At 35.5% G+C, this 22033-nt stretch carries 20 protein-coding genes; 14 read left to right on the top strand and 6 right to left on the bottom strand.

Annotated elements, in window-relative coordinates; all coding sequences use genetic code 11:
* The first annotated feature begins 25 nt into the window (after window positions 1-25).
* Entirely contained in the window at window positions 26-1597 is a 1572-nt protein-coding gene (pcnB, locus tag Q1J40_RS03630; RefSeq protein WP_301098696.1) for a polynucleotide adenylyltransferase PcnB, read from the top strand.
* A 6-nt stretch (window positions 1598-1603) separates the two neighbouring features.
* On the top strand, window positions 1604-2080 hold the full coding sequence (gene folK / locus Q1J40_RS03625; RefSeq protein WP_301098695.1) for a 2-amino-4-hydroxy-6-hydroxymethyldihydropteridine diphosphokinase: 477 nt from the start codon (window positions 1604-1606) through the stop codon (window positions 2078-2080).
* A gap of 87 nt (window positions 2081-2167) precedes the next feature.
* Here folK and htpG read toward each other — a convergent pair whose 3' ends face one another.
* Window positions 2168-4051, bottom strand: a complete 1884-nt coding sequence (htpG, locus tag Q1J40_RS03620) for a molecular chaperone HtpG (RefSeq protein ID WP_301098694.1) — start codon at window positions 4049-4051, stop codon at window positions 2168-2170.
* 200 nt (window positions 4052-4251) lie between these two features.
* Between htpG and Q1J40_RS03615 the strand changes: the two genes are divergently transcribed.
* Both Q1J40_RS03615 and Q1J40_RS03610 read left to right on the top strand, forming a co-directional pair.
* Window positions 4252-4875 carry a nitroreductase family protein gene (locus Q1J40_RS03615; RefSeq protein ID WP_301098693.1) on the top strand — a complete coding sequence of 208 codons (624 nt, stop codon included), beginning with the start codon at window positions 4252-4254 and terminating at the stop codon, window positions 4873-4875.
* Between the two features lie 206 nt (window positions 4876-5081).
* Window positions 5082-6533, top strand: a complete 1452-nt coding sequence (locus Q1J40_RS03610; RefSeq protein WP_301098692.1) for a catalase — start codon at window positions 5082-5084, stop codon at window positions 6531-6533.
* Window positions 6534-6658: 125 nt separating this feature from the next.
* Here the strand turns inward: Q1J40_RS03610 and pntB are convergent, their stop codons facing one another.
* Window positions 6659-8083 (bottom strand): Re/Si-specific NAD(P)(+) transhydrogenase subunit beta, encoded by a 1425-nt coding sequence (gene pntB / locus Q1J40_RS03605; protein ID WP_301098691.1) that lies wholly within the window; start codon window positions 8081-8083, stop codon window positions 6659-6661.
* Between the two features lie 11 nt (window positions 8084-8094).
* The gene (pntA, locus tag Q1J40_RS03600; RefSeq protein ID WP_301098690.1) at window positions 8095-9624 is read right to left on the bottom strand and encodes a Re/Si-specific NAD(P)(+) transhydrogenase subunit alpha; all 1530 of its coding nucleotides are present in this window, start codon (window positions 9622-9624) and stop codon (window positions 8095-8097) included.
* Between the two features lie 324 nt (window positions 9625-9948).
* Between pntA and Q1J40_RS03595 the strand changes: the two genes are divergently transcribed.
* The 10 genes from Q1J40_RS03595 to Q1J40_RS09130 all read left to right on the top strand — a co-directional run bounded on the left by Q1J40_RS03595 (window position 9949) and on the right by Q1J40_RS09130 (window position 19495).
* Entirely contained in the window at window positions 9949-11001 is a 1053-nt protein-coding gene (locus Q1J40_RS03595; protein ID WP_301098689.1) for a rod shape-determining protein, read from the top strand.
* 99 nt (window positions 11002-11100) lie between these two features.
* Window positions 11101-12141 (top strand): rod shape-determining protein MreC, encoded by a 1041-nt coding sequence (gene mreC / locus Q1J40_RS03590; RefSeq protein WP_301098688.1) that lies wholly within the window; start codon window positions 11101-11103, stop codon window positions 12139-12141.
* Entirely contained in the window at window positions 12138-12626 is a 489-nt protein-coding gene (gene mreD / locus Q1J40_RS03585) for a rod shape-determining protein MreD (RefSeq protein ID WP_301098686.1), read from the top strand. The genes mreC and mreD overlap by 4 nt, the downstream gene beginning before the upstream one ends.
* On the top strand, window positions 12626-13966 hold the full coding sequence (locus Q1J40_RS03580) for a replication-associated recombination protein A (RefSeq protein ID WP_301098685.1): 1341 nt from the start codon (window positions 12626-12628) through the stop codon (window positions 13964-13966). Before mreD ends, Q1J40_RS03580 begins: the two co-directional genes overlap by 1 nt.
* Window positions 13967-14045: 79 nt before the next feature.
* Window positions 14046-15965 (top strand): DNA repair helicase YoaA, encoded by a 1920-nt coding sequence (yoaA, locus tag Q1J40_RS03575; RefSeq protein WP_301098684.1) that lies wholly within the window; start codon window positions 14046-14048, stop codon window positions 15963-15965.
* A 49-nt stretch (window positions 15966-16014) separates the two neighbouring features.
* Window positions 16015-16398, top strand: a complete 384-nt coding sequence (locus tag Q1J40_RS03570; RefSeq protein WP_301098683.1) for a CidA/LrgA family protein — start codon at window positions 16015-16017, stop codon at window positions 16396-16398.
* Window positions 16391-17089 carry an LrgB family protein gene (locus Q1J40_RS03565; RefSeq protein ID WP_301098682.1) on the top strand — a complete coding sequence of 233 codons (699 nt, stop codon included), beginning with the start codon at window positions 16391-16393 and terminating at the stop codon, window positions 17087-17089. The genes Q1J40_RS03570 and Q1J40_RS03565 overlap by 8 nt, the downstream gene beginning before the upstream one ends.
* 93 nt (window positions 17090-17182) lie before the next feature.
* Window positions 17183-18961: a lipid A ABC transporter ATP-binding protein/permease MsbA gene (msbA, locus tag Q1J40_RS03560; protein WP_301098681.1), complete on the top strand. Its 1779-nt coding sequence runs from the start codon at window positions 17183-17185 to the stop codon at window positions 18959-18961.
* A 126-nt stretch (window positions 18962-19087) separates the two neighbouring features.
* Window positions 19088-19207, top strand: coding sequence for a helix-turn-helix domain-containing protein (locus tag Q1J40_RS09135; protein ID WP_363321851.1), 120 nt, complete (start codon window positions 19088-19090; stop codon window positions 19205-19207).
* A gap of 69 nt (window positions 19208-19276) precedes the next feature.
* The gene (locus tag Q1J40_RS09130) at window positions 19277-19495 is read left to right on the top strand and encodes an IS3 family transposase (RefSeq protein ID WP_363321850.1); all 219 of its coding nucleotides are present in this window, start codon (window positions 19277-19279) and stop codon (window positions 19493-19495) included.
* 60 nt (window positions 19496-19555) lie between these two features.
* Here the strand turns inward: Q1J40_RS09130 and metQ (Q1J40_RS03555) are convergent, their stop codons facing one another.
* The 3 genes from metQ (Q1J40_RS03555) to Q1J40_RS03545 form a co-directional block, all read right to left on the bottom strand.
* A complete protein-coding gene (gene metQ, locus Q1J40_RS03555; protein ID WP_301098680.1) occupies window positions 19556-20350 on the bottom strand; it encodes a methionine ABC transporter substrate-binding lipoprotein MetQ in 795 nt (264 codons plus the stop codon).
* Between the two features lie 105 nt (window positions 20351-20455).
* A complete protein-coding gene (gene metQ, locus Q1J40_RS03550) occupies window positions 20456-21250 on the bottom strand; it encodes a methionine ABC transporter substrate-binding lipoprotein MetQ (protein ID WP_301098678.1) in 795 nt (264 codons plus the stop codon).
* Window positions 21251-21370: 120 nt separating this feature from the next.
* A partial coding sequence (locus Q1J40_RS03545; RefSeq protein ID WP_301098675.1) for a MetQ/NlpA family lipoprotein occupies window positions 21371-22033 on the bottom strand: 663 nt, incomplete at its 5' end.

Here is a 22033-nt window from a genome sequence, read left to right as displayed (position 1 = left end):
CTTTCTTGTTTAATTAGCATAAAATTTGAGGTGTACTATTTTTAATTACATTAAATCTCTTCTTTCTCGCCAAAAAAAAGAAAGAAAACAACTGCTTATTGAAACAACAAGCTATCAAAATAAAAATAAAGTTGAGATTTTTAATTCTAGATCTTCAGTCTTAAATAATTCTGATAAGGTTGTATCTTCGTCAAAGAAAAAATATAAATCAAAATCTTCCTCAAAATCTCAGTCTACTCAATCTCACATTCTTCATAAGCAGTTTACGGTAGATGCGAATAAATATGACATCACAGTAAAAAATTTTCCTAGTAATGCAATTACGGTAGTAAATAAACTACAGAGAGCCGGCTATGAAGCCTATCTGGTAGGGGGATGCATTCGTGATTTACTATTGGGACAAAAAGCGAAAGATGTTGATATTGCAACTAGCGCAAGGCCTGAAGAAATCCAGAAAATTTTTGGTCGTCAATGTCGTTTGATCGGTAGACGATTCCGTTTAGCCCATATTATGTTTGGACGTGGTGAACTTTATGAAGTTGCCACATTCCGAGCCGATCATGCAGAAAATGCATCTGAAAAAATTTATAAAACTAGTGAGTCGGGTTTAGTTCTTCGTGATAATGTCTATGGCACATTACGTGAAGATGCAGAACGTCGTGATTTTAGCGTTAATGCTCTTTATTATGATATAAAAAATCAAGTAATTTTTGATTTCTTTCATGGCATAGAAGATCTTAAAGCTGGTCGATTACGTTTAATTGGTGAACCAAAAGTTCGTTATCAAGAAGATCCTGTCCGAATGCTCCGTGCAATTCGTTTTATGGCAAAATTGGATATGTTTTTGGATAAAGCAAGTGATGAGCCAATTAAATCCATGGCTCCATTGTTGCAATCTATTCCTGCCGCCCGATTATTTGAAGAATCATTAAAATTATTGCAATCAGGCTATGGTTTAAAAACTTATGAGTTATTACGTCAGTATGGCTTATTCGAACAACTTTTCCCAACATTAGCAGTTCATTTTACCGAGAAACAAGATTCTAATGCAGAACGCATGATTGTTAAGGCACTGAATTCAACTGATGATCGTATTCGTGATAATTTAAGAATCAATCCTGCATTCTTATTTGCAGCACTATTTTGGTATCCATTACGTGAAAAAATTGATCAATTGAAAAATGAAGGTGGCTTAAATACTCATGATGCAATGTTATTGGCAGCAAATGAAATTTTATCTGAAGCTTGCCGCAGAGTTGCTTTACATCGCAGACATACTGCTGTTATTCGTGATATTTGGGCATTACAATTTCAATTCCCTAAACGTTCAGGTAAACGCCCTCAGCAAACGCTAGAACACATCAAGTTTAGAGCAGGATTTGATTTATTGGTTATGAGAGCTGAATTAGAAGGTGGTGATTTAGTTGAATTAAGTGCTTGGTGGCATGAATATCAATTAAGTAACGAATCACAACGTTCAACTATGATGAATGGTGTGAAAACTTTACATTCGCATACCGATGATGAACCTAAAAAGAAACGTAAACCTCGTCGTCGTTTCTATCGTAAGAAAAAAGTGAAAAAAGTAGAGGCATAGCGAAAAATGCAAACGGTGTATATTGCACTTGGTTCAAATTTAGATAATCCGCAAGAACAATTAAATCAAGCGGTCAGATCATTAAAAAGTTTTACACATAATTTTGCGGTAAGCCCCTTTTATAGCAGTAAACCATTAGGGCCACAAGACCAACCCGATTATGTGAATGCTGTTGCAAAATTTGATACAGAACTGACCGCTATTGAATTGTTAGATCAATTACAATCTATTGAAAATGAGCAAGGGCGAGTTCGTTTGCGTCGTTGGGGGGAAAGAACTTTAGATTTGGATATTTTGCTCTATGGGAATGAGCAAATCAACTCTGAACGATTAGTTGTTCCCCATTATGATATGCATAATCGTGAATTTGTGATTGTGCCACTCTATGATCTTTCACCTGATCTTATTTTACCAACAGGGGAGCCTTTAAATTCTCTTTATCAGAACTTTATACATCATGGAATGCAGAGATTAGAGCAATAGTATCTTTTTAGGTAGAGAGAATATTTAAGTCAATTAAAAAGGCATGGTATTGGTTACCATGCCTTTTTTGCTAAGGATAGGGATAAATTAACCTAATAGCTTATTCATACGTTTAATGAATGCACTTGGGTTTTCTAAAGTACCACGTTCTGCAAGTAATGCTTGTTCGAATAACAATTCAACCCAATCGTTAAATTGATCTTCATCAGCTATATCTGCCACACGTTTTACCATTGCGTGATCAGGGTTAAGCTCGAAGGTGTATTTTACTTCTGGTGCTTCTTGTCCCATTGCGGCAAAGAGTTTTGCCATTTGAGTACCCATTTCATCGCTGTCCGTCGAAACAACCGCAGGTGTATCTGTTAAGCGATGAGTTAATACTACTTTTTTGACACGATCGCCTAAGTAGTTTTTCGCACGCTCGATGAAAGATGCAAATTCTTGCTCTTGAGCTTTTTGGCTTTCTTCTTCCTCTTTATCCGCTAAATCACCTAAATCTAAATCTGATTTAGTGATGCTTTGGAGTGGTTTACCATCAAATTCAGTTAAGTAGCTCAACATCCATTCATCAATACGATCAGAAAGTAATAATACCTCGATCTCTTTTTTGTTGAATAACTCTAAGTGTGGGCTATTTTTTGCTGCTTGATAGCTATCAGCTGTTAAGAAGTAAATGGCTTTTTGTCCTTCTTTCATTCTTGCAATATAATCACTTAAACTGACCGCTTGTTCACTGCTATCAGTGTGTGTTGATGCAAAACGGAGTAATCCAGCCACTTGTTCTTTATTGCTAAAGTCTTCACCCACCCCTTCTTTTAAGACTAAACCAAACTCTTTCCAGAATTGTTGATATTGTTCTGGGCTATCTTTTGCTAATTTTTCTAACATTTGGAGCGTACGTTTAGTTAAGGCTGAACGTAATGCTGCCGTTGTTTTATTATCTTGTAAGATTTCACGTGATACATTTAATGGTAGATCGTTAGAATCAAGCAAACCACGCATAAAGCGTAAGTAATTTGGCATAAAGACTTCGGCATCATCCATAATAAAGACACGTTGCACATAAAGTTTTAAACCGTGCTTTTGATCTCGATTGAACATATCCCATGGTGCTTTGCTTGGGATGTAAAGTAGGCTGGTGTATTCTTGTTTACCTTCTACTTTGTTGTGCGACCATAAAAGTGGATCGGAGAAATCGTGGCTAATATGTTTATAAAACTCTTTGTATTCTTCGTCAGTGATTTCATTTTTAGCACGTGTCCAAAGTGCTTGAGCTTTATTGATTTTTTCCCATTTTTTGCCAGTTTCTTTGCCTTCGTCATCGTATTCTTTGGTTTCGATTTCTACTGGTAAACCGATATGATCGGAATATTTACCGATAATTTCACGCAAACGCCATTCGCCTAAAAATTCTTTTTCATCTTCACGAAGGTAAAGAATGACGTCAGTACCACGATCTGCTTTTTCAATATCTGAAACGGTATAATCACCTTCGCCTGCTGATTCCCATTCTACCCCTTGAGATTTATCTAAACCTGCACCACGAGTGCGAACGACCACTTTGTCTGCCACGATAAATGATGAATAGAAACCTACTCCAAATTGTCCGATAAGTTGGCTATCTTTTGCTTGATCAGTGCCTAATGCATTTAAAAATTCTTTTGTGCCTGATTTTGCAATAGTACCAAGATGGTCGATAACTTGTTCACGGCTCATACCGATACCATTATCACTGATTGTAATTGTACCAAGGGTTTCATCTACGCTAATACGTACTCGTAATTCACCATTTCCTTCATAAAGTTCTGGGTTTGAAAGGGCTTTAAAACGGAGTTTATCAGCAGCATCCGATGCATTAGAGATTAATTCACGTAAGAAAATTTCTTTATTCGAATAAAGTGAGTGGATCATTAACTGAAGTAACTGTTTTACTTCCGATTGAAAACTATGTGTTTGTTGATTTGTACTCATATAATCCTCTTAATTTTGCAAAAAATAAGCGGGATCTCACCGCTTGTTGTTTATCTGAAAACGTTGGGTAAATGGGGGATAAAAATTAAAATTCAAGGGGGATTATTGGATCTTTAATTAATTTGAATTAAGGAGTATGAAACTATATAAGTTATACTTTGTCTCTAGTAATGAGTTTATTTAATAATTAAGGAAAAAAGATGAATAATAATTTTGATGATATTGTATTTAACCGTCACTCAATCAAAGTATTTGATGAAAATATAAAAATTGGTCACGAAGAAATGCTTGAGATGATTACAAAGACAACAAAAGCTCCCTCTTCTGTCAATATGCAACCATGGCGATTTGTTGTAGTTGATAGTGAAAAAGGTAAAGATACATTAAGACCATTAATTCGTTTTAATACTAGACAAAATGATACTTCTGCTGCGATGGTAGTAATTTTTGGTGATATGCAATGTTATGAAAAAGGTGAACAAATTTATTCACAAGCCGTTCAAGAAGGCATAATGCCAGAATCAGTCAAGGATGAACTATTAGGTTTATTTATGCCTTTCTATCAAAACGCATCAAAACAAAAAATGAATGATATTGTAAAAATAGATTCTAGCTTAGCAGCAATGCAATTTATGCTAGTAGCAAGATCTCATGGGTATGATACTAATCCTATTGGTGGATTTGAAGAAGACCAAATTGCAGAGGCATTAGGATTAGATAAAGAAAGATATGTACCAGTAATAATTATCGCTATTGGTAAAGCAAATTATGAAACACATGGTTCAGTTAGACTTGATGCGAAAGAAGTAACTCAATTTATTTAACATATAACATCAAATAATAACTAAATATATTAAATTTAGATATTAGAAAAATAAAACTGAACCCTATATTTTTTTAAAAAAATACCTATTAATAATTAATAATTAATAGTTAATATTTATTAATTTGATAGTTTTACAGGAGATAAGAAGTTGATTAAAATTTAAGAAAAGAACCGTTAATTACCTATTATTCGAGGAGAATATTTATGTCTAAATGTCCATTTGATCATAATTCAAAAACATTAACAACAGCAGCAGGAGCGCCTGTTGTAGATAATGATAATACAATGTCAGCAGGCCCAAAAGGCCCATTACTGTTACAGGATGTTTGGTTCCAAGAAAAATTAGCACATTTTGCTCGTGAGCGTATTCCTGAGCGTGTTGTGCATGCTAAAGGATCTGCAGCGTTTGGTACATTTACTGTTACGCACGATATTACAAAATACACTAAAGCAGCATTATTTAGTGAAGTAGGAAAACAAACAGAAGTATTATTACGTTTCTCTACTGTAGCTGGCGAGCGTGGGGCAGCCGATGCAGAAAGAGATGTACGTGGTTTTTCATTAAAATTCTACACAGAACAGGGTAACTGGGATTTAGTGGGTAACAATACACCCGTATTCTTTATTCGTGATCCATTAAAATTCCCTGATTTTATTCATACACAAAAACGTAATCCACAAACAAACTTACGTGATGCAAATGCCGCATGGGATTTCTGGTCACGTCACCCTGAATCAATGCACCAAATTATGACATTATTCAGTGATCGTGGTATTCCTGCAACATTACGTCACATGAATGGTTACGGTAGTCATACTTATAGTTTTGTGAATGCAGATAACGAACGTTTTTGGGTAAAATTCCATTTTAAAACTCAGCAAGGTCACAAATTCTTCACTAATGAAGAAGCGGCAAAAGTTGTGGGTGAAAACCGTGAATCAAGCCAACAAGATTTATATGAATCTATTGAGAAAGGTGATTTTCCTCGTTGGACTGTACAAGTACAGATTATGCCAGAAGCGGATGCTCACAAGCATAATTATAGCTTTGACTTAACTAAAGTATGGCCACATGCAGATTATCCAGTTATTGAAGTGGGTGTATTAGAATTAAATCGTAATCCATCTAACTATTTTGCACAAGTAGAACAAGCTGCATTTGCACCAAGTAATATCGTACCAGGAATTGGATTCTCTCCAGATCGTATGTTACAAGGTCGTTTATTCTCTTATCAAGATGCACAGCGTTATCGTTTAGGTGTTAACCATCATCAAATTCCTGTAAATGCACCAAAATGCCCATATCATACAACACATCGTGATGGAGCAATGCGTATAGATGATAATGGTGGTGAACACCCTAACTATGCACCGAATCGGTTTGATACTTATGTACCAACACACGATCAATTACCATTACAAATTGAACGTGAAGCAGCACATTTTGATTTCCGTGAATATGATGAAGATTACTATTCACAACCATTAGCGCTTTATAATGTGTTTACAGCGGAAGAAAAAGATCGTTTAGCATCAAATTTTGCAGCTGGATTATCAGGTGTAACAGTTCCAGAAATTGTTGAAAGACAAATGTCTCATTTTGAAAAAGTGAGTATGGAATTAGCGAATGCAATCCGTGCAAAACTAGCTAAATAACATTTTCTATTGTTATAAATAGAAGCCTCTTTTGAAACTAAGTCAAAAGAGGCTTTTTCTTACGATAAAATCAAAAAATAAAATAGCTAGATATCTAAAATCTAGCTATTTAATAAATTTATTGACTAAAGTGCTTTCAAAATATCTTCAACACGCTCTTTCGCATCACCAAATAGCATTTGCGTATTATCTTTGAAGAATAATGGGTTTTGTACACCTGCATAACCTACCGCCATTGAGCGTTTAAACACAACAACATTTTGTGCTTTCCACACCTCTAAAACAGGCATACCTGCAATTGGACTGTTTGGATCGTCCATTGCAGCTGGGTTTACGGTATCATTTGCACCGATAACCAACACCACGTCAGTATCAGGGAAATCATCATTAATTTCATCCATTTCTAATACGATATCATAAGGTACTTTTGCTTCAGCAAGTAATACATTCATATGACCTGGTAAGCGACCTGCAACAGGGTGAATACCAAAACGTACATTTACACCACGTTCACGTAATTTTTGTGTGATTTCAGCTACTGGATATTGAGCTTGAGCAACTGCCATTCCATATCCCGGAGTGATAATTACTGAGTTTGCTCCTTTAAGCATTTCAGCAACTTCTGCTACCGTTGTTTCTCTATGTTCGCCTTGTTCTTCATCTGAACTCACTTGTACATCATTACCAAAGCCACCCGCAATAACACTGATGAACGAGCGGTTCATTGCTTTACACATAATGTAAGAAAGAATTGCACCTGATGAACCCACTAATGCACCAGTAACGATTAGTAAATCATTATTTAGCATAAAGCCTGCTGCTGCTGCTGCCCAACCTGAATATGAATTTAACATTGATACTACAACAGGCATATCTGCCCCACCAATTGATGCAACTAAATGCCAACCGAATACGAGAGCAATAATTAACATCACTAAGACAGGGAAAATATTATCTGGATTATTTAAAAAGACGAACATTAATAATGCAGAAATAATTAATGCAGCTAAATTCATTTTATGGCGATGAGGCAACATTAATGCTTTTGAATTAATTTTACCGTTAAGCTTACCAAAAGCAACAACTGAACCTGTGAATGTTACTGCACCAATGAAGATACCTAAGAAGACTTCAACATTATGAATTGTTGTGAGTGTTGCCTGCTCTGCTAAAAATGCTGCTTGTGACGCCGCATCTAAATGCTCGGGCATTACTGCTTCTTGGTGTAAACCATAGCTATTAAAACCAACTAATACCGCAGCTAAACCAACAAAACTATGTAGAATAGCAACTAATTCTGGCATTTCTGTCATTTCAACTTTTAATGCTTTACGTATACCGATGAAACCACCGATAACCATTGCAATTAAAATAAACCATATACCTTCAGATTGTGGACCAAAAATAGTGGTAATAAGAGCAATTGCCATACCTACGATTCCGTACCAACAACCTGCTTTAGCAGTTTCATGCTTAGATAAACCAGCTAAGCTCATAATAAAGAGAATTGCTGCGATAATATATGCAGCTTGTACGATACCTAAAGACATTGATTTTCTCCTTAACCTTTTCTGAACATAGCAAGCATACGTTGAGTGACTTTAAATCCACCAAAGATATTGATACTTGCAACTAAAATAGCGATAAAGGCTAGGATGCTGATAAAGAACCCGCCTTGTGCAATTTGTAACACTGCCCCAACTATGATAATACCTGAAATTGCATTAGTTACGGCCATCAATGGTGTATGTAAGGCATGACTCACATTCCATACAACGTAATATCCGACAACACAAGAAAGTGCGAATACAGTAAAATGTTCAAGAAAAGAGGTTGGTGCAACTGAAGCAATTAATAGAAACAAAATACCTACTAGTACAAATAAACTATATTTAACTTTAGGGTTAGTTGGTTTTTCTTCTTTTTTCTCAGCAGGAGCTGTTGTCTTTTGTTGTGACTGAGCTGAAACTTTGATTGGAGGTGCTGGCCATGTAATTTCTCCATCACGAATAACAGTAACACCACGTAAAACAACATCTTCAAAATCAATATTGATCTTGCCGTCTTTTTCTTTACAAAGTAGTTTAAGTAGATTGACTAGGTTTGTTCCATAAAGTTGAGATGATTGTGTTGGTAAACGGCTTGGTAAATCAGTATAACCGATAATTTTTACCTGATTTTCTGTAACAACAACTTCTCCTGCTTTAGACAACTCGCAGTTACCACCCGTTGCAGCTGCTAAATCAACGATTACGCTACCCGGTTTCATACTTTCGACCATCTCTTTGGTAATTAATCGAGGAGCTGGTTTACCTGGAATTAACGCTGTTGTGATAATAATATCAACTTCTTTTGCTTGTTCAGCATAGAGAGCTAAAGCACGCTTATTAAATTCTTCTGACATCACTTTAGCATAACCATCGCCACTACCGCCCTCTTCTTTGAAATTGATTTCTAAGAAGCTAGCACCCATACTTTCAACTTGCTCTTTTACTTCTGGGCGAGAGTCAAATGCTCTAACGATTGCACCTAAACTATTTGCTGCACCGATAGCTGCTAATCCAGCAACTCCAGCACCAATAACTAACACTTTAGCTGGTGGAACTTTACCTGCTGCGGTTATCTGCCCTGTAAAGAAACTACCAAACTCGTGAGCAGCTTCAACCACAGCACGATAACCCGCAATATTTGCCATTGAACTTAATGCATCAAGAGACTGAGCTCTAGAAATACGTGGAACAGCATCCATTGCTAACACGTTAATTTTCTTAGCAGAAAGCTTACCCATTAATTCTTTATTTTGACCAGGCCAAATAAAGCTAACTAAGGTTGCCCCTTCTTTTATTAATTTAATTTCTTCATCCGTTGGTGGATTAACTTTAAAAATAATATCCGCATTCCAAACAGATTCAGCATTCCCAATAGTTGCACCTGCTTCAGCATAAGCACTATCTTCAAAGCTTGCTTTAAATCCTGCATTACTTTCTACAACAACCTCAAAGCCAAGTTTGAGAATTTGCTGAATGGTTTTTGGCGTTGCGGCTATACGACTTTCGTTGTCCAGCAACTCTTTTGGTACACCAATAAGCATAAAGACTCCTCTGGTAGTTTTGTGAGAATAATAAAAAATATTTTAGTTTTGCAACTTTTTGTTACATTTAATTCCTAATAGCTAGATTAAAGAAAATAATGAGCTACAGAGTAACTAAAATACCTGTAACTTTATCATTTATTTTTTAATATTTGGGAATTTTTTTTGGTTAAATACAGATAATTAATTTAATCAAGATTTACCCCATCTCTTTTCAATTATTCATTGGTATTTTAAGGTTTTTTTGATATATTACTGCCAATTTTTGCCCGTAGATCGGGCGTTTACAGTTAATAATAATTTTATTCACTACGGATTTCATATATGTTTAAAAAATTTCTCGGATTGTTCTCAAATGATCTTTCTATAGACTTAGGTACAGCAAATACATTGATCTATGTTAAAGGTCAAGGGATTGTATTAGATGAGCCATCAGTTGTAGCCGTACGTCAGGATCGTATTGGAACAGCAAAAAGTATCGCAGCAGTAGGCACTCATGCAAAATCAATGTTGGGACGTACACCCAAAAGTATTTTAGCTATTCGCCCTATGAAAGATGGTGTCATTGCTGATTTTTATGTGACAGAAAAAATGTTGCAACACTTTATTAAACAAGTTCATAGCAATAATTTTATGCGACCAAGCCCTCGAGTTTTAGTTTGTGTACCCGCAGGGGCGACTCAAGTAGAAAGAAAAGCGATTAAAGAATCTGCAATTGGTGCAGGTGCTCGTGAAGTTTACCTTATTGAAGAACCTATGGCTGCTGCAATTGGTGCAGGATTGCCAGTTGATGAAGCTGCTGGTTCAATGGTAATTGATATCGGTGGTGGAACAACAGAAGTTGCTGTTATTTCTTTAAATGGGATTGTTCACTCATCTTCAGTACGTATTGGTGGAGATAAATTTGATGATGCAATTATTTCTTACGTTCGAAAGAATTTTGGTTCTGCAATTGGAGAAACAACAGCAGAACGTATTAAAAAAGAGATTGCAACAGCTTATATTAAAGAGGGTGACGAAATTCTAACAACAGAAGTACATGGTCACAATATTGCAGAAGGTGCACCAAGAACATTTGAATTAACCTCAAAACAAGTATTAGAAGCAATAGAGCAACCATTAGCAGGTATTGTTGAATCTGTTAAAGCAGTATTAGAACAATGCCCACCAGAACTTGCTGCCGATATTTTTGAACGAGGAATGGTACTTACGGGCGGTGGAGCATTGCTTCAAAACTTAGATGTATTACTGTCTAATGCAACAGGTGTTCCTGTTATTGTAGCAGAAGATCCTTTAACTTGTGTTGCTCGTGGTGGTGGTAGAGCATTAGAAATGATCGACACACATGGTGGCGATGTGTTCAGTGATGATAATTAATTGATGAATACAATGAAAATGGACGGAAATAATGATTCACGTCCATTTTCATTTTTTATTTATCCCTTTCAATCATTTTCAAATTTCTTCGTATAGGATATGAAACAAATTTTTGCTAAATCGCCTCCATTAGGTGTTCGCCTTTTTATCGCTATTGTTATTTCAGTGACATCAATTTTTTTTGATGGACGAAGTTCTGCCATGCTACAAGTAAGAGGAATACTAGAAACTGCAGTAAGTGGTTTATATTATTTTGCAAATACGCCTCGTTTAGTTCTAGATGGCGTAAGCAATAATTTTATTGATAACCAAAAATTGAAGCTAGAAAATGACGTATTAAAAGAGCAAATTAGAGAAAAAAATGCTGAGCTACTGATACTAGATCAGCTAAAGGTTGAAAATCAACGCTTACGATTATTGCTTAGCTCCCCCCTTCGTCAAGACGAATATAAAAAAATAGCCGAAGTTTTAACCGCAGAAATGGATGCTTATCGCCAACAAGTGATCATTAATCAAGGCAGAAAAGATGGTGCATTTGTCGGACAACCTGTGATTGATGAGAGAGGAGTTGTCGGACAAGTTATTTCTGTAGGTGAAAATAGTAGCCGAGTTCTTTTAATTACGGATGTTACACATGCTGTTCCCGTTCAAGTACTACGTAATGATGTACGTGCTATTGTAAGTGGAACAGGACATAACGAAGAACTTATTTTAGATAATCTACCTGGTATGGTAGATTTGATGAAAGGTGATGTTTTAGTTACCTCTGGATTAGGAGGTGTATTCCCTGAAGGTTATCCTGTCGCTATTGTAGAAACAGTTGTTAATGATGGATCAAGTCATTTTGCCAAAGTAACTGCTAAGCCTTTAGCTTCTTTAGATCATTTACGTTATGTTCTACTTTTATGGCCAACAGAGGAAGGGCGAGGGGCACAGCGAATTTCCCCACAAGATGTGCGTAATGCAGTTGAAGAACGACGCAATATTCTAAACCCATTAGATCTATTGAAAAGCAATAAGAAAGAGCAAGTTACTGAGGATGAACAAAACACTATTGAAACTCAAGAAGATAATAATGAAGATATATTAGAACAAGAACTCAATGAAACTGATACAGAAATAAAAGGAGAAAATCAATGAAACAGAATCTGATTTTTCAGTTTTTGGTATTAATTTTTCTTTTTGTTGTTGCACTTGTCTTAGAACTAATGCCTTGGCCTGTTGGTTTTCAAGGTTTTAGACCTGCTTGGGGAGTATTAGTCTTAACCTATTGGGTATTAGCTCTCCCCGACAAAATTAGTGTTGGAACAGCATTCATTATTGGTATTATTTGGGATGTCATATTAGGATCAGTATTGGGAACTCATGCTTTAGTTCTTTCCATTGTGATTTATTTTGTAGCTAAATATCATTTAATATTACGTAATCTATCATTGTGGTTTCAAGGTATGTTAATAATACTCTATATAGCACTCATCCGCTTTTCTATTTTTGTTATTGAATTTATCTTACATAGTGCAGAATTTAATACACAAGAATTAGCTGGAGCAGTATTAAGCGGAATTCTTTGGCCTTGGATTTTCTTACTTATGCGACAAATTCGTCGAGGATTAAGACTTCGCTAATGAACACCCTTTCCTTTGATTTTGCAGATGATTTCAGACCGCTTTCTGCCCGTATGCGTCCACATACATTGGACGAATACGTAGGACAATCTCATTTAATCGGTGAAGGTAAACCCCTTCGCCGAGCTATTCAAGCCAAACACGCTCACTCAATGATATTTTGGGGTCCACCCGGTACAGGGAAAACAACCTTAGCGGAATTGATTGCGAATAGCTTAGATGTCGATGTGGAACGATTATCGGCGGTAACAAGCGGTATCAAAGAGATCCGAGAAGCTATCGAAAAAGCCAAGCAAAATAAACAGATGGGACGAAGAACACTTCTTTTTGTCGATGAAGTTCATCGTTTCAATAAAAGCCAGCAAGATGCTTTCTTACCTCATATTGAAGACGGTACCATAATTTTCATTGGGGCAACTACCGAAAATCCCTCTTTTGAATTGAATAATGCGTTACTTTCTCGAGCAAGAATCTATATTTTAAAGCCTTTACAAGCGGTCGATATTTCCCATATTTTGCAAAATGCGATCACAGATAAAGAGCGAGGCTTAGGCAACGAAATATTTATCTTACAAGATGATGTTCTAAATCTATTAGCTGATTATGTGAATGGCGATGCTCGCTTTGCGCTAAATTGCTTAGAACTAATGAGCGATATGGCAGAAATTTTACCGCAAGGAAAACTTCTCAATTTAGCACTTTTAACTGAAGTTCTAGGTGAAAAACATGCACGCTTTGATAAAGGCGGCGATCGTTTTTACGATCTTATTTCAGCATTACATAAATCTGTACGAGGCTCATCACCTGATGGGGCATTATATTGGTATGTAAGAATTTTGACCGCAGGTGGCGATCCTTTATACGTAGCAAGACGCTTGTTAGCCATTGCATCAGAAGATATTGGCAATGCCGATCCTAGAGCAATGCAAGTGGCCTTAGCGGCTTGGGATTGCTATACTCGAGTGGGTGCTTATGAAGGCGAAAGAGCCATTGCTCAAGCGATTATTTATCTAGCAGTTGCACCAAAAAGTAATGCCGTTTATACCGCATTTAACCAAGCTAAACAGCTAGTCAAAGAAACAAAAGATTATGACGTGCCAGAACACCTACGCAATGCCCCAACACAATTAATGAAATCGTTAGGCTATGGTGAAGAATATCGATATGCTCATAATGAACCCAATGCCTATGCAGCAGGCGAAAATTATTTCCCCGAAGAATTGCGTGATACCCACTTCTATTTCCCAAGTGAACGAGGAATGGAAAAGCAGATTAAAGAAAAAATGGCTTGGTTGAAATCACAAGACGAGCAAAGTCTTCAACAACGCTATAAAAAATAAATCATTATCAAGCGGTCAGATTAACCTGATTTTTTGCAAAATTTAGCGAAGATCTCACCGCTTGTTTATATTGGATAAAATGAAATATCAAGAAAAAATTAAGCAAGCCTTTAGTACAGAAGGGAAACTAAGCAAAAATATTCAAGGTTTCCGTCCTCGAGAAGCCCAAGTCGTTATGGCACAAGCGGTCGGAAAAGCTGTGGAATTTGCAAAAAATAGTGTGATTGAAGCGGGAACAGGGACTGGGAAAACTTTTGCTTATTTAGTGCCAGCATTACTTTCACACAAAAAAACGATCATTTCTACAGGATCCAAAAATTTACAGGATCAGTTATTCAAACGAGATCTTCCTACCATACAGAAAGCGTTAAATTACACCGGCAAGATCGCTTTGTTAAAAGGGCGAGCTAATTATTTGTGTTTAGAACGTTTAGATCAAGTGATTGCAATGGGCGTTTTGGGCGATAAGTCGGTACTTGCTGATTTAAAAAAAGTAAGAAAATGGCATACAGGTACGCAATCGGGCGATTTAAGTGAATGTATTACCATTGCTGAAGATAGTCCAATTTTACCTCAATTAGTCAGTACGACTGATAGCTGTTTAGGTTCTGATTGCCCCAATTATAAAGAGTGCTATGTGGTTAAAGCTCGCAAGCAGGCTTTAGATGCTGATGTCGTAGTGGTTAACCACCATCTATTTTGTGCTGATATGGCAGTAAAGGAGAGTGGGTTTGGAGAGTTAATTCCTCAAGCTGAACTGGTAATTTTTGATGAAGCCCATCAATTACCTGATATTGCCAGCCAATATTTTGGGCAATCTCTCACTTCTCGTCAGTTATTTGATATCTGCAAAGATGCCAATATTGTTTATCGAACAGAATTAAAAGATTTAGCCCAATTAGGTAAAGCCTCCGATCATCTCCAAAAAATCATTCAAGATTTTAGATTATTGATGGGAAGTGGGACAGCGAGAGGAAATTTAAGGGATTTATTAAGTGATCCAAAAGTCGTTGAAGGCTTAACTAAGCTCAAAGAAAATTTAGACTTTTTAATTGAAGTGGTTAAAAAATCATTGGGTCGTTCGGAAACATTAGATAAAATTTTTGAACGTTTAGCCGAAGTCAAAGTTTTGCTCAATAAATTGAGCGATACTAACGTTATGGGTTATTGCTATTGGTATGAAGCCAATGGACGCTCGTTTGGATTGCATATTACTCCTCTAACTGTGGCAGATAAATTTGGTGAACAACTCAAAAACCAAAATATTGGTTGGGTATTTACTTCTGCTACATTGGAAGTAGGCGGAAAATTTGATCACTTTTGTAATCGTTTAGGTATCGATGATGCTGATACAATGGTGTTACAAAGCCCATTTGACTATGCAAATCAATCATTGCTTTGTGTCCCTCGCTATCTACCAGATACAAATAAAGCCCATACTTTAACGGCATTAGGACAACTTCTTCAACCAGTTATAGAAGCCAATGAAGGACGTTGTTTTTTACTGTGTACCTCATATTTTATGATGCGTGGTTTGGCGGATTTTCTGCGTGAACATAGCAACCTAAGCGTATTGTTACAAGGGGAAACCAGTAAAAGCCGATTACTTGAGAAATTTGTTGCAGAGCCTAATAGCGTGTTAGTTGCAACCCAAAGTTTTTGGGAAGGAATTGATGTGAGAGGTGATGCACTTTCTTTAGTAATTATTGATAAATTACCTTTTTCTGCTCCCGATGAACCGCTATTAAAAGCGAGAATGGACGATTGCAAATTACAAGGTGGCGATCCTTTTAATGCAATTCAAATTCCAGAAGCTGTGATTACTTTAAAACAGGGTGTAGGGCGTTTAATTCGAGATATAACAGATAAAGGAGCGGTAATTATTTGTGATTCTCGTTTGGTTATGCGTGGTTACGGTTCAACTTTTCTCAAAAGTTTACCGCCTTCAACTCGTACTCGAGATCTCAATAAAGTGATCAACTTTCTTCACAAGCGGTAAGTTCCTCACAATGTTTTACTCTTTTTAATTGCTTGTTGTGGATAGCAGTATGTTAATTAAAGCATTGCGTTTTATTGTAGGATTAGCATTATTATACTTAATGTTGTATTTGGGTAAATTTCTCAGTTTGTTGATTCCAATAGGTATTCCAGAAAGTATTTGGGGAATGTTAGTTCTCTTCGTTTCTATGGTAGTTGGGATTATTAAAGTAACTTGGATATTACCTGCCTCTACCCCTTTAACACGTTATATGACCCTTTTCTTTTTACCTATTTGTGCGGGAGTTGTTGATCAATTTGATGTACTAAATCAGCACGTAGACTCTTTAATTTTTGCTAATTTTTTTAGCACTATGTTGTCTCTAATTCTATTAGGTTATTTAGCTCAAAAATTATTTGCCGATAAAGGTGACGCTGGAGAAGACGATGAATAGCCCGCTTATTTATTTTTATTCTTTGTTTACGTTGATAGTGTTTATTATTAGTCGTAAATTAAGCAAACGTTTAAAAATTTCTTTATTAAATCCATTTATTCTTTCGCTGATTATTCTTGTTGTCATTCTTTATTTATTTCACATTCCTTTTAAAAGCTATTACCAAGGCAATTTTGTAGTAAATAATTTATTAGGTGTATCCATCGTTGCTTTAGCTGTTCCTTTCTATGAGCAGTTGCCGCAATTAAAGAAACATTGGCGAAAAATCATGATTATAGTAGGTTGTTCAACTTTATTTACTATACTATCTGGTGCCTATTTTGCTTGGCTACTTGGTGCTAATCAAGAGATTTTAATTGCGATGTTACCTAAATCTGTAACGACGGCCATAGCAGTATCAATTACTGAAGAATTAGGAGGAGATCCTGCTATTACAGCTGTAGCAGTCACTATTGCTGGAATATTTGGATCCGTATTTGGAATAGGCATATTGAAGTGGATAAAAGTGACTAAAACCCATGCAATTGGACTAAGTTTAGGCGCAGTTTCTCACGCATTAGGTACAGCTCGTGCCATGGATTATAGTATTAAAGCTGGGAGTTATGCTTCAGTTGCATTAGTATTATGTGGAGTTTTAACCTCAATAATTGTACCTTTTGTTCTGCATTTTATTTTAAAATTTCTATATTGATAGGGTTATTTGATGACAAATGGAATAGTTATTTGGTATAAATGAAATTACCCTTTAAAATACTTTATCTTTTATTTTAACTAAAGGGAACTTATGTCCAAAGATTTATTCTCGATTGATGCAATGACGAAAGATCAATCCACTTGGAAGACATTTAAACGTTTGTGGCCAATGATATCCCCATTTAAGTTGGGAATTATTGTTGCCATAATTGCGATGGTATTAAATGCAGCATCTGATGCTTACTTAATAACAATGATAAAACCCTTGATTGATGAAGGTTTTGGTAGCAGTGCAGATCGTTCATTTTTACGAGATATGGCATTTATTATCATCGGATTATTTTTTATTCGAGGTTTGACTAGTTTTACTTCCGCATATTGCCTAGCATGGGTATCAGGAAAAGTTGTAATGGTAATGCGACAACGTGTTTTCAAACATTTGATGTTTATGCCTGTTACTTTCTTTGATCAAAACTCCTCTGGAAAATTACTTTCTCGTATTACCTATGATTCTGAACAAATCGCATCATCTTCAGCTGATGCTCTACAAAGTGTTGTGCGAGAAGGCGTATATGTAATTTTTCTGATTTGTACAATGTTCTATTACAGTTGGCGTCTATCTCTTATTCTATTTTTAATAGCGCCTGTGATTGCAATTCTTATTAGGGTTATTTCTAAACGTTTTCGTCGATTAGCTCGAAATATGCAAGAATCTATGGGAACGATGACAGAAAGTGCAGAACAGATGTTAAGAGGACATAAAGTTGTACTCTCTTTTGGTGGACAATCTGTAGAGGAAGAGCGTTTTAATCATAAAAGTAATGATATGCGTCGTAAAGGAATGAAAATGATGGCAGCAACCGCTATCACCAATCCAATCATACAGTTAATCGCCTCTTTAGCTCTTGCCGTTGTATTATTTATTGCAGGCTCTCCGAGTATTATTGGAAGTGATCTAACTGCAGGAGAATTTGCTGCTGTTATTAGTGCGTTAATGGGAATTCTTCGCCCTTTAAAAACATTAACCAATGTGAATGCACAATTCCAACGAGGAATGGCTGCTTGTCAAACTTTATTTACATTATTTGATCTTCCTAAAGAAAAAGATACTGGAGATTATCAAGTAGAAAGAGTAAAAGGTAATATCCGTTTTGAAGATGTTTCTTTTACCTATTTAGGTAAAGATCACCCAGCTCTAAAACATATCTCATTTAATTTACCAGAAGGAAAAACTTTAGCTTTAGTTGGTCGCTCTGGTTCTGGTAAATCAACCATTGCTAATTTAATCACTCGTTTTTATGATGTGGATTCAGGGAATATTTATTTAGATGATAAAAAAATTAGTGACTATACATTGAATAATTTACGTACACAATGCGCAATTGTTTCTCAACAGGTTCATTTATTTAATGATACTATTGCTAATAATATTGCTTATGCGGCAACAGAAAAATATACCAGAAAAGAAATTGAAGATGCTGCAAAAGCGGCCTATGCAATGGAATTTATTGAGAAATTACCTGATGGATTGGATACAATCATCGGTGAGAATGGTATAAGCTTATCTGGAGGACAACGCCAACGTTTAGCCATCGCTAGAGCCTTATTGCGTGACTCCCCCGTACTTGTGTTAGATGAAGCAACATCAGCATTGGATACTGAATCAGAAAGAGCGATTCAAGCAGCATTAGAAGAATTACAGAAGAATCGTACTGTATTGGTGATTGCACATCGATTATCAACTATTGAAAAAGCAGATGAAATTTTAGTCATAGATAACGGTGAAATTATTGAATCTGGTACCCATACTGATTTACTAGCAAAACAAGGTGCTTATAAACAACTTTACAGTTTACAGTTTGGCGTTTAAATTTAGTAAATAAAAAAGCTGAACTGTACCCCATAAGTTGGACACAATTTATGGGGTATTTTTATGTGCTACAATCTAGCTTTTAAGATTAAAGTTATAGCATATTATAGATAAGGACATACAGGTATTGCCACTGGTAAGAAGTTTAATGTAGATCCAAAGTGCATAGCTAAATGGGTAAACCAATACAAAAGTGGCGGTATAGACGCAATTGAATTATTTAAAACGTCGCTGCTATGCAAGTGAACACAATAAACGCTAGTTCAAATGGGGCCTTTTAGAAAGACGTTTAAAAAGTATAAAATACGATAAAGTATGAGTAGAAAAGGTAACTGCCTAGATGATGCGTTAATAGAAAGTTTCTTCGCTACAATGAAGTGTGAGACTATCTATATTGAAAAACCTAAAACTATTGAAGCACCGGAAAAGCAAATTTGTAAGTACATTTATTATTACAATTATGAATGTATTCAATTTAAATTTAAAGGACCGAGTCCTGTGAAGTACAGAACTCAGTCCTTGAGATCAACTTAAGCTATCCAAGATTTTGAGGGCAGTTCATAATGCAGGTTTTTTATTATCAGTATTATGAAATTACCACCCCTTAATCATTGAACCTTTAAATACCTCATTGGCTTTTTCAAATACTTCGTCTGTTTGATAAGCTTTAATAAAATCTTTAATTGCTTCATCATCTTTATTATCTTCACGAGATACGATCAAATTCACATAAGGAGAATCTTTATCTTCGACAAATAGACCATCTTTAGTTGGTGTTAGCCCAATTTGACCTGCATATCCTGTATTAATAATGGCAAAGGCAACATCATCTAATGTACGAGGTAACAATTGAGCTTCAATTTCTTGAATATTTAAATTCTTAGGGTTTTCAACAATATTGACTTTTGTTGCTAGAAGATTAGTACTGTCATCTAATTTAATTAGTCCTTGTTTTTCTAATAAAATTAAAGATCGACCTAAGTTTGTTGGATCATTAGGTACAGCAATCGTATCACCATCTTTTAATTCATCAATTGATTTGATTTTGTTTGAATAAGCGGCAATAGGAAAAACAAAAGTATTTGCTAACGGTACTAATTTATACCCTTTATCTGCAATTTGTTTATCTAAATATGGCTTGTGCTGGAAGGCATTAATATCTAAATCTCCATTATTCAGTGCTTCATTAGGTGTTGCATAATCAGTAAAAAGTACGATCTCTATATCACGATTATATTTTTCTTTGGCTAATTTAGCGGCAACTTCTATTACTTCTTGTTCTGGACCAGACATTGCTCCAACCTTTAGGGGTTTTGCTGAATCATTACAGGCAGTTAATACAAATGCTGCAAGTATAGCAGTAGCAGTAAGTAATTTTTTGAAATTCATAATTTATTCCTTCCTATTTTGTTGAATTCAGCTTGTATGGCGGTTACTTCTTCATAAAAATTTGCAAAATATTCATTGAATGTAACCGCTTGCAACTACTGTTTATTACCAGCCTTTAATCATAGATCCTTTAAATACTTCATTAGCTTTTTCAAATACTTCATCTGTTTGATAAGCTTTAATGAAATTTTTGATATCTTCGCTATCTTTATTATCTTCACGAGAAACGATTAAATTCACATAAGGAGAATCTTTATCTTCTACGAAAATACCATCAGTTGCAGGTGTTAAACCAATATGTCCTGCATAGATTGTATTAATTACTGCAAATGTAACATCATCTAGAGTACGAGGAAGTAATTCAGCATTCACTTCTTGAATTGTTAAGTGTTTAGGATTCTCGATAATATCAGCTGTTGTTGAAAGAAGATTAGTACTATCTTGCAGTTTAATTAGCCCTTGTTTCTCTAATAAAATTAAAGCACGACCTAAATTAGTTGGATCATTAGGTACAGCAATAGTATCGCCATCTTTTACTTCATCAACTGATTTAATCTTATTTGAGTAGGCTGCAATTGGGAATACAAAAGTATTTGCTAATGGCACCAATTTATAGCCTTTATCTGCAATTTGTTTATCTAAAAATGGCTTATGCTGGAATGCATTAATATCCAAATCACCATTATTTAGAGATTCATTTGGGGTTGAAAAATCTGTAAATCCAACCAGTTCTACATCAAGATTATATCTTTCTTTTGCTAATTTTGCTGCAACTTCCACCACCTCTTGTTCAGGACCAGACATTGTTCCTACTTTTAATGTTTTAGGTGCATCATTACAGGCGGTTAATACAAATGCTGAGAGTACAGCAGTAGCCGTAAGTAATTTTTTGAAATTCATAATTTTTTCCTTATTATTCTATTGAACTCATCTGGTATAGCGGTTACTTCTTTATAAAAATTTGCAAAATATTTAGAGAATGTAACCGCTTGTAACAATTGACTCTAGTAATAAACAGTATTACCAGCCTTTAACTACCCCACCTTCAAAATGTTTCAATGCTTCTTGGTATACTTCTTCAGATTGGAATGCTTTCACAAAGTCTTTAAGTGCAGGATCATCTTTGTTATCTTCACGGCTTACTACGAGATTTACATATGGTGAATCTTTTGATTCAACGAATACTCCATCTTTCTCTGGTGATAAACCTACTTGTCCCGCAAAGGTATTATTGATAATTGCCAAATCTACATCATCTAAGGTTCGAGGTAGTAGTGATGCATCGACCTCTTGTATCTGAATATGTTTTGGATTTTCAACAATATCAAGCGTGGTTGCCAATAAGTTTGAAGAATCTTTTAGTTTAATTATTCCTTGTTGTTCTAATAATAAGAGAGAGCGTCCCAAATTACTTGGATTATTTGGGACAGCTACAATTGCACCATCTTGTAACTCAGAGACATTCTTGATTTTTTTAGAATAACCTGCGATTGGGAATACAAAAGTATTACCAATAATTGCTAATTTATATCCTCTCTGTTTAACTTCTTCATCCATATAAGGCTTGTGTTGAAATGCGTTAGCATCTAGTTCACCTGTACTAAGAGCTTGGTTTGGTGAAGTATATTCAGTAAATTCAACAAGTTTAACATCTAGGTTAAATTTTTCTTTAGCTAATTTAGC

This window comes from Otariodibacter sp. (assembly GCF_029256985.1).
Taxonomy (GTDB): domain Bacteria; phylum Pseudomonadota; class Gammaproteobacteria; order Enterobacterales; family Pasteurellaceae; genus Otariodibacter.
This window is presented reverse-complemented; position numbering and strand designations above follow the sequence as displayed.

Coding starts and splice junctions, on each gene's coding strand:
- mreD (WP_301098686.1), top strand. CDS start 12,138: ATGAAACAGAATCTGATTTTTCAGTTTTTGGTATTAATTTTTCTTTTT.
- metQ (WP_301098678.1), bottom strand. CDS start 21,250: ATGAATTTCAAAAAATTACTTACGGCTACTGCTGTACTCTCAGCATTT.
- Q1J40_RS09130 (WP_363321850.1), top strand. CDS start 19,277: ATGAGTAGAAAAGGTAACTGCCTAGATGATGCGTTAATAGAAAGTTTC.
- pntA (WP_301098690.1), bottom strand. CDS start 9,624: ATGCTTATTGGTGTACCAAAAGAGTTGCTGGACAACGAAAGTCGTATA.
- Q1J40_RS03610 (WP_301098692.1), top strand. CDS start 5,082: ATGTCTAAATGTCCATTTGATCATAATTCAAAAACATTAACAACAGCA.
- folK (WP_301098695.1), top strand. CDS start 1,604: ATGCAAACGGTGTATATTGCACTTGGTTCAAATTTAGATAATCCGCAA.
- metQ (WP_301098680.1), bottom strand. CDS start 20,350: ATGAATTTCAAAAAATTACTTACTGCTACTGCTATACTTGCAGCATTT.
- Q1J40_RS03570 (WP_301098683.1), top strand. CDS start 16,015: ATGTTAATTAAAGCATTGCGTTTTATTGTAGGATTAGCATTATTATAC.
- Q1J40_RS03595 (WP_301098689.1), top strand. CDS start 9,949: ATGTTTAAAAAATTTCTCGGATTGTTCTCAAATGATCTTTCTATAGAC.
- htpG (WP_301098694.1), bottom strand. CDS start 4,051: ATGAGTACAAATCAACAAACACATAGTTTTCAATCGGAAGTAAAACAG.
- Q1J40_RS03615 (WP_301098693.1), top strand. CDS start 4,252: ATGAATAATAATTTTGATGATATTGTATTTAACCGTCACTCAATCAAA.
- msbA (WP_301098681.1), top strand. CDS start 17,183: ATGTCCAAAGATTTATTCTCGATTGATGCAATGACGAAAGATCAATCC.
- Q1J40_RS03565 (WP_301098682.1), top strand. CDS start 16,391: ATGAATAGCCCGCTTATTTATTTTTATTCTTTGTTTACGTTGATAGTG.
- yoaA (WP_301098684.1), top strand. CDS start 14,046: ATGAAATATCAAGAAAAAATTAAGCAAGCCTTTAGTACAGAAGGGAAA.
- Q1J40_RS03580 (WP_301098685.1), top strand. CDS start 12,626: ATGAACACCCTTTCCTTTGATTTTGCAGATGATTTCAGACCGCTTTCT.
- pntB (WP_301098691.1), bottom strand. CDS start 8,083: ATGTCTTTAGGTATCGTACAAGCTGCATATATTATCGCAGCAATTCTC.
- mreC (WP_301098688.1), top strand. CDS start 11,101: ATGAAACAAATTTTTGCTAAATCGCCTCCATTAGGTGTTCGCCTTTTT.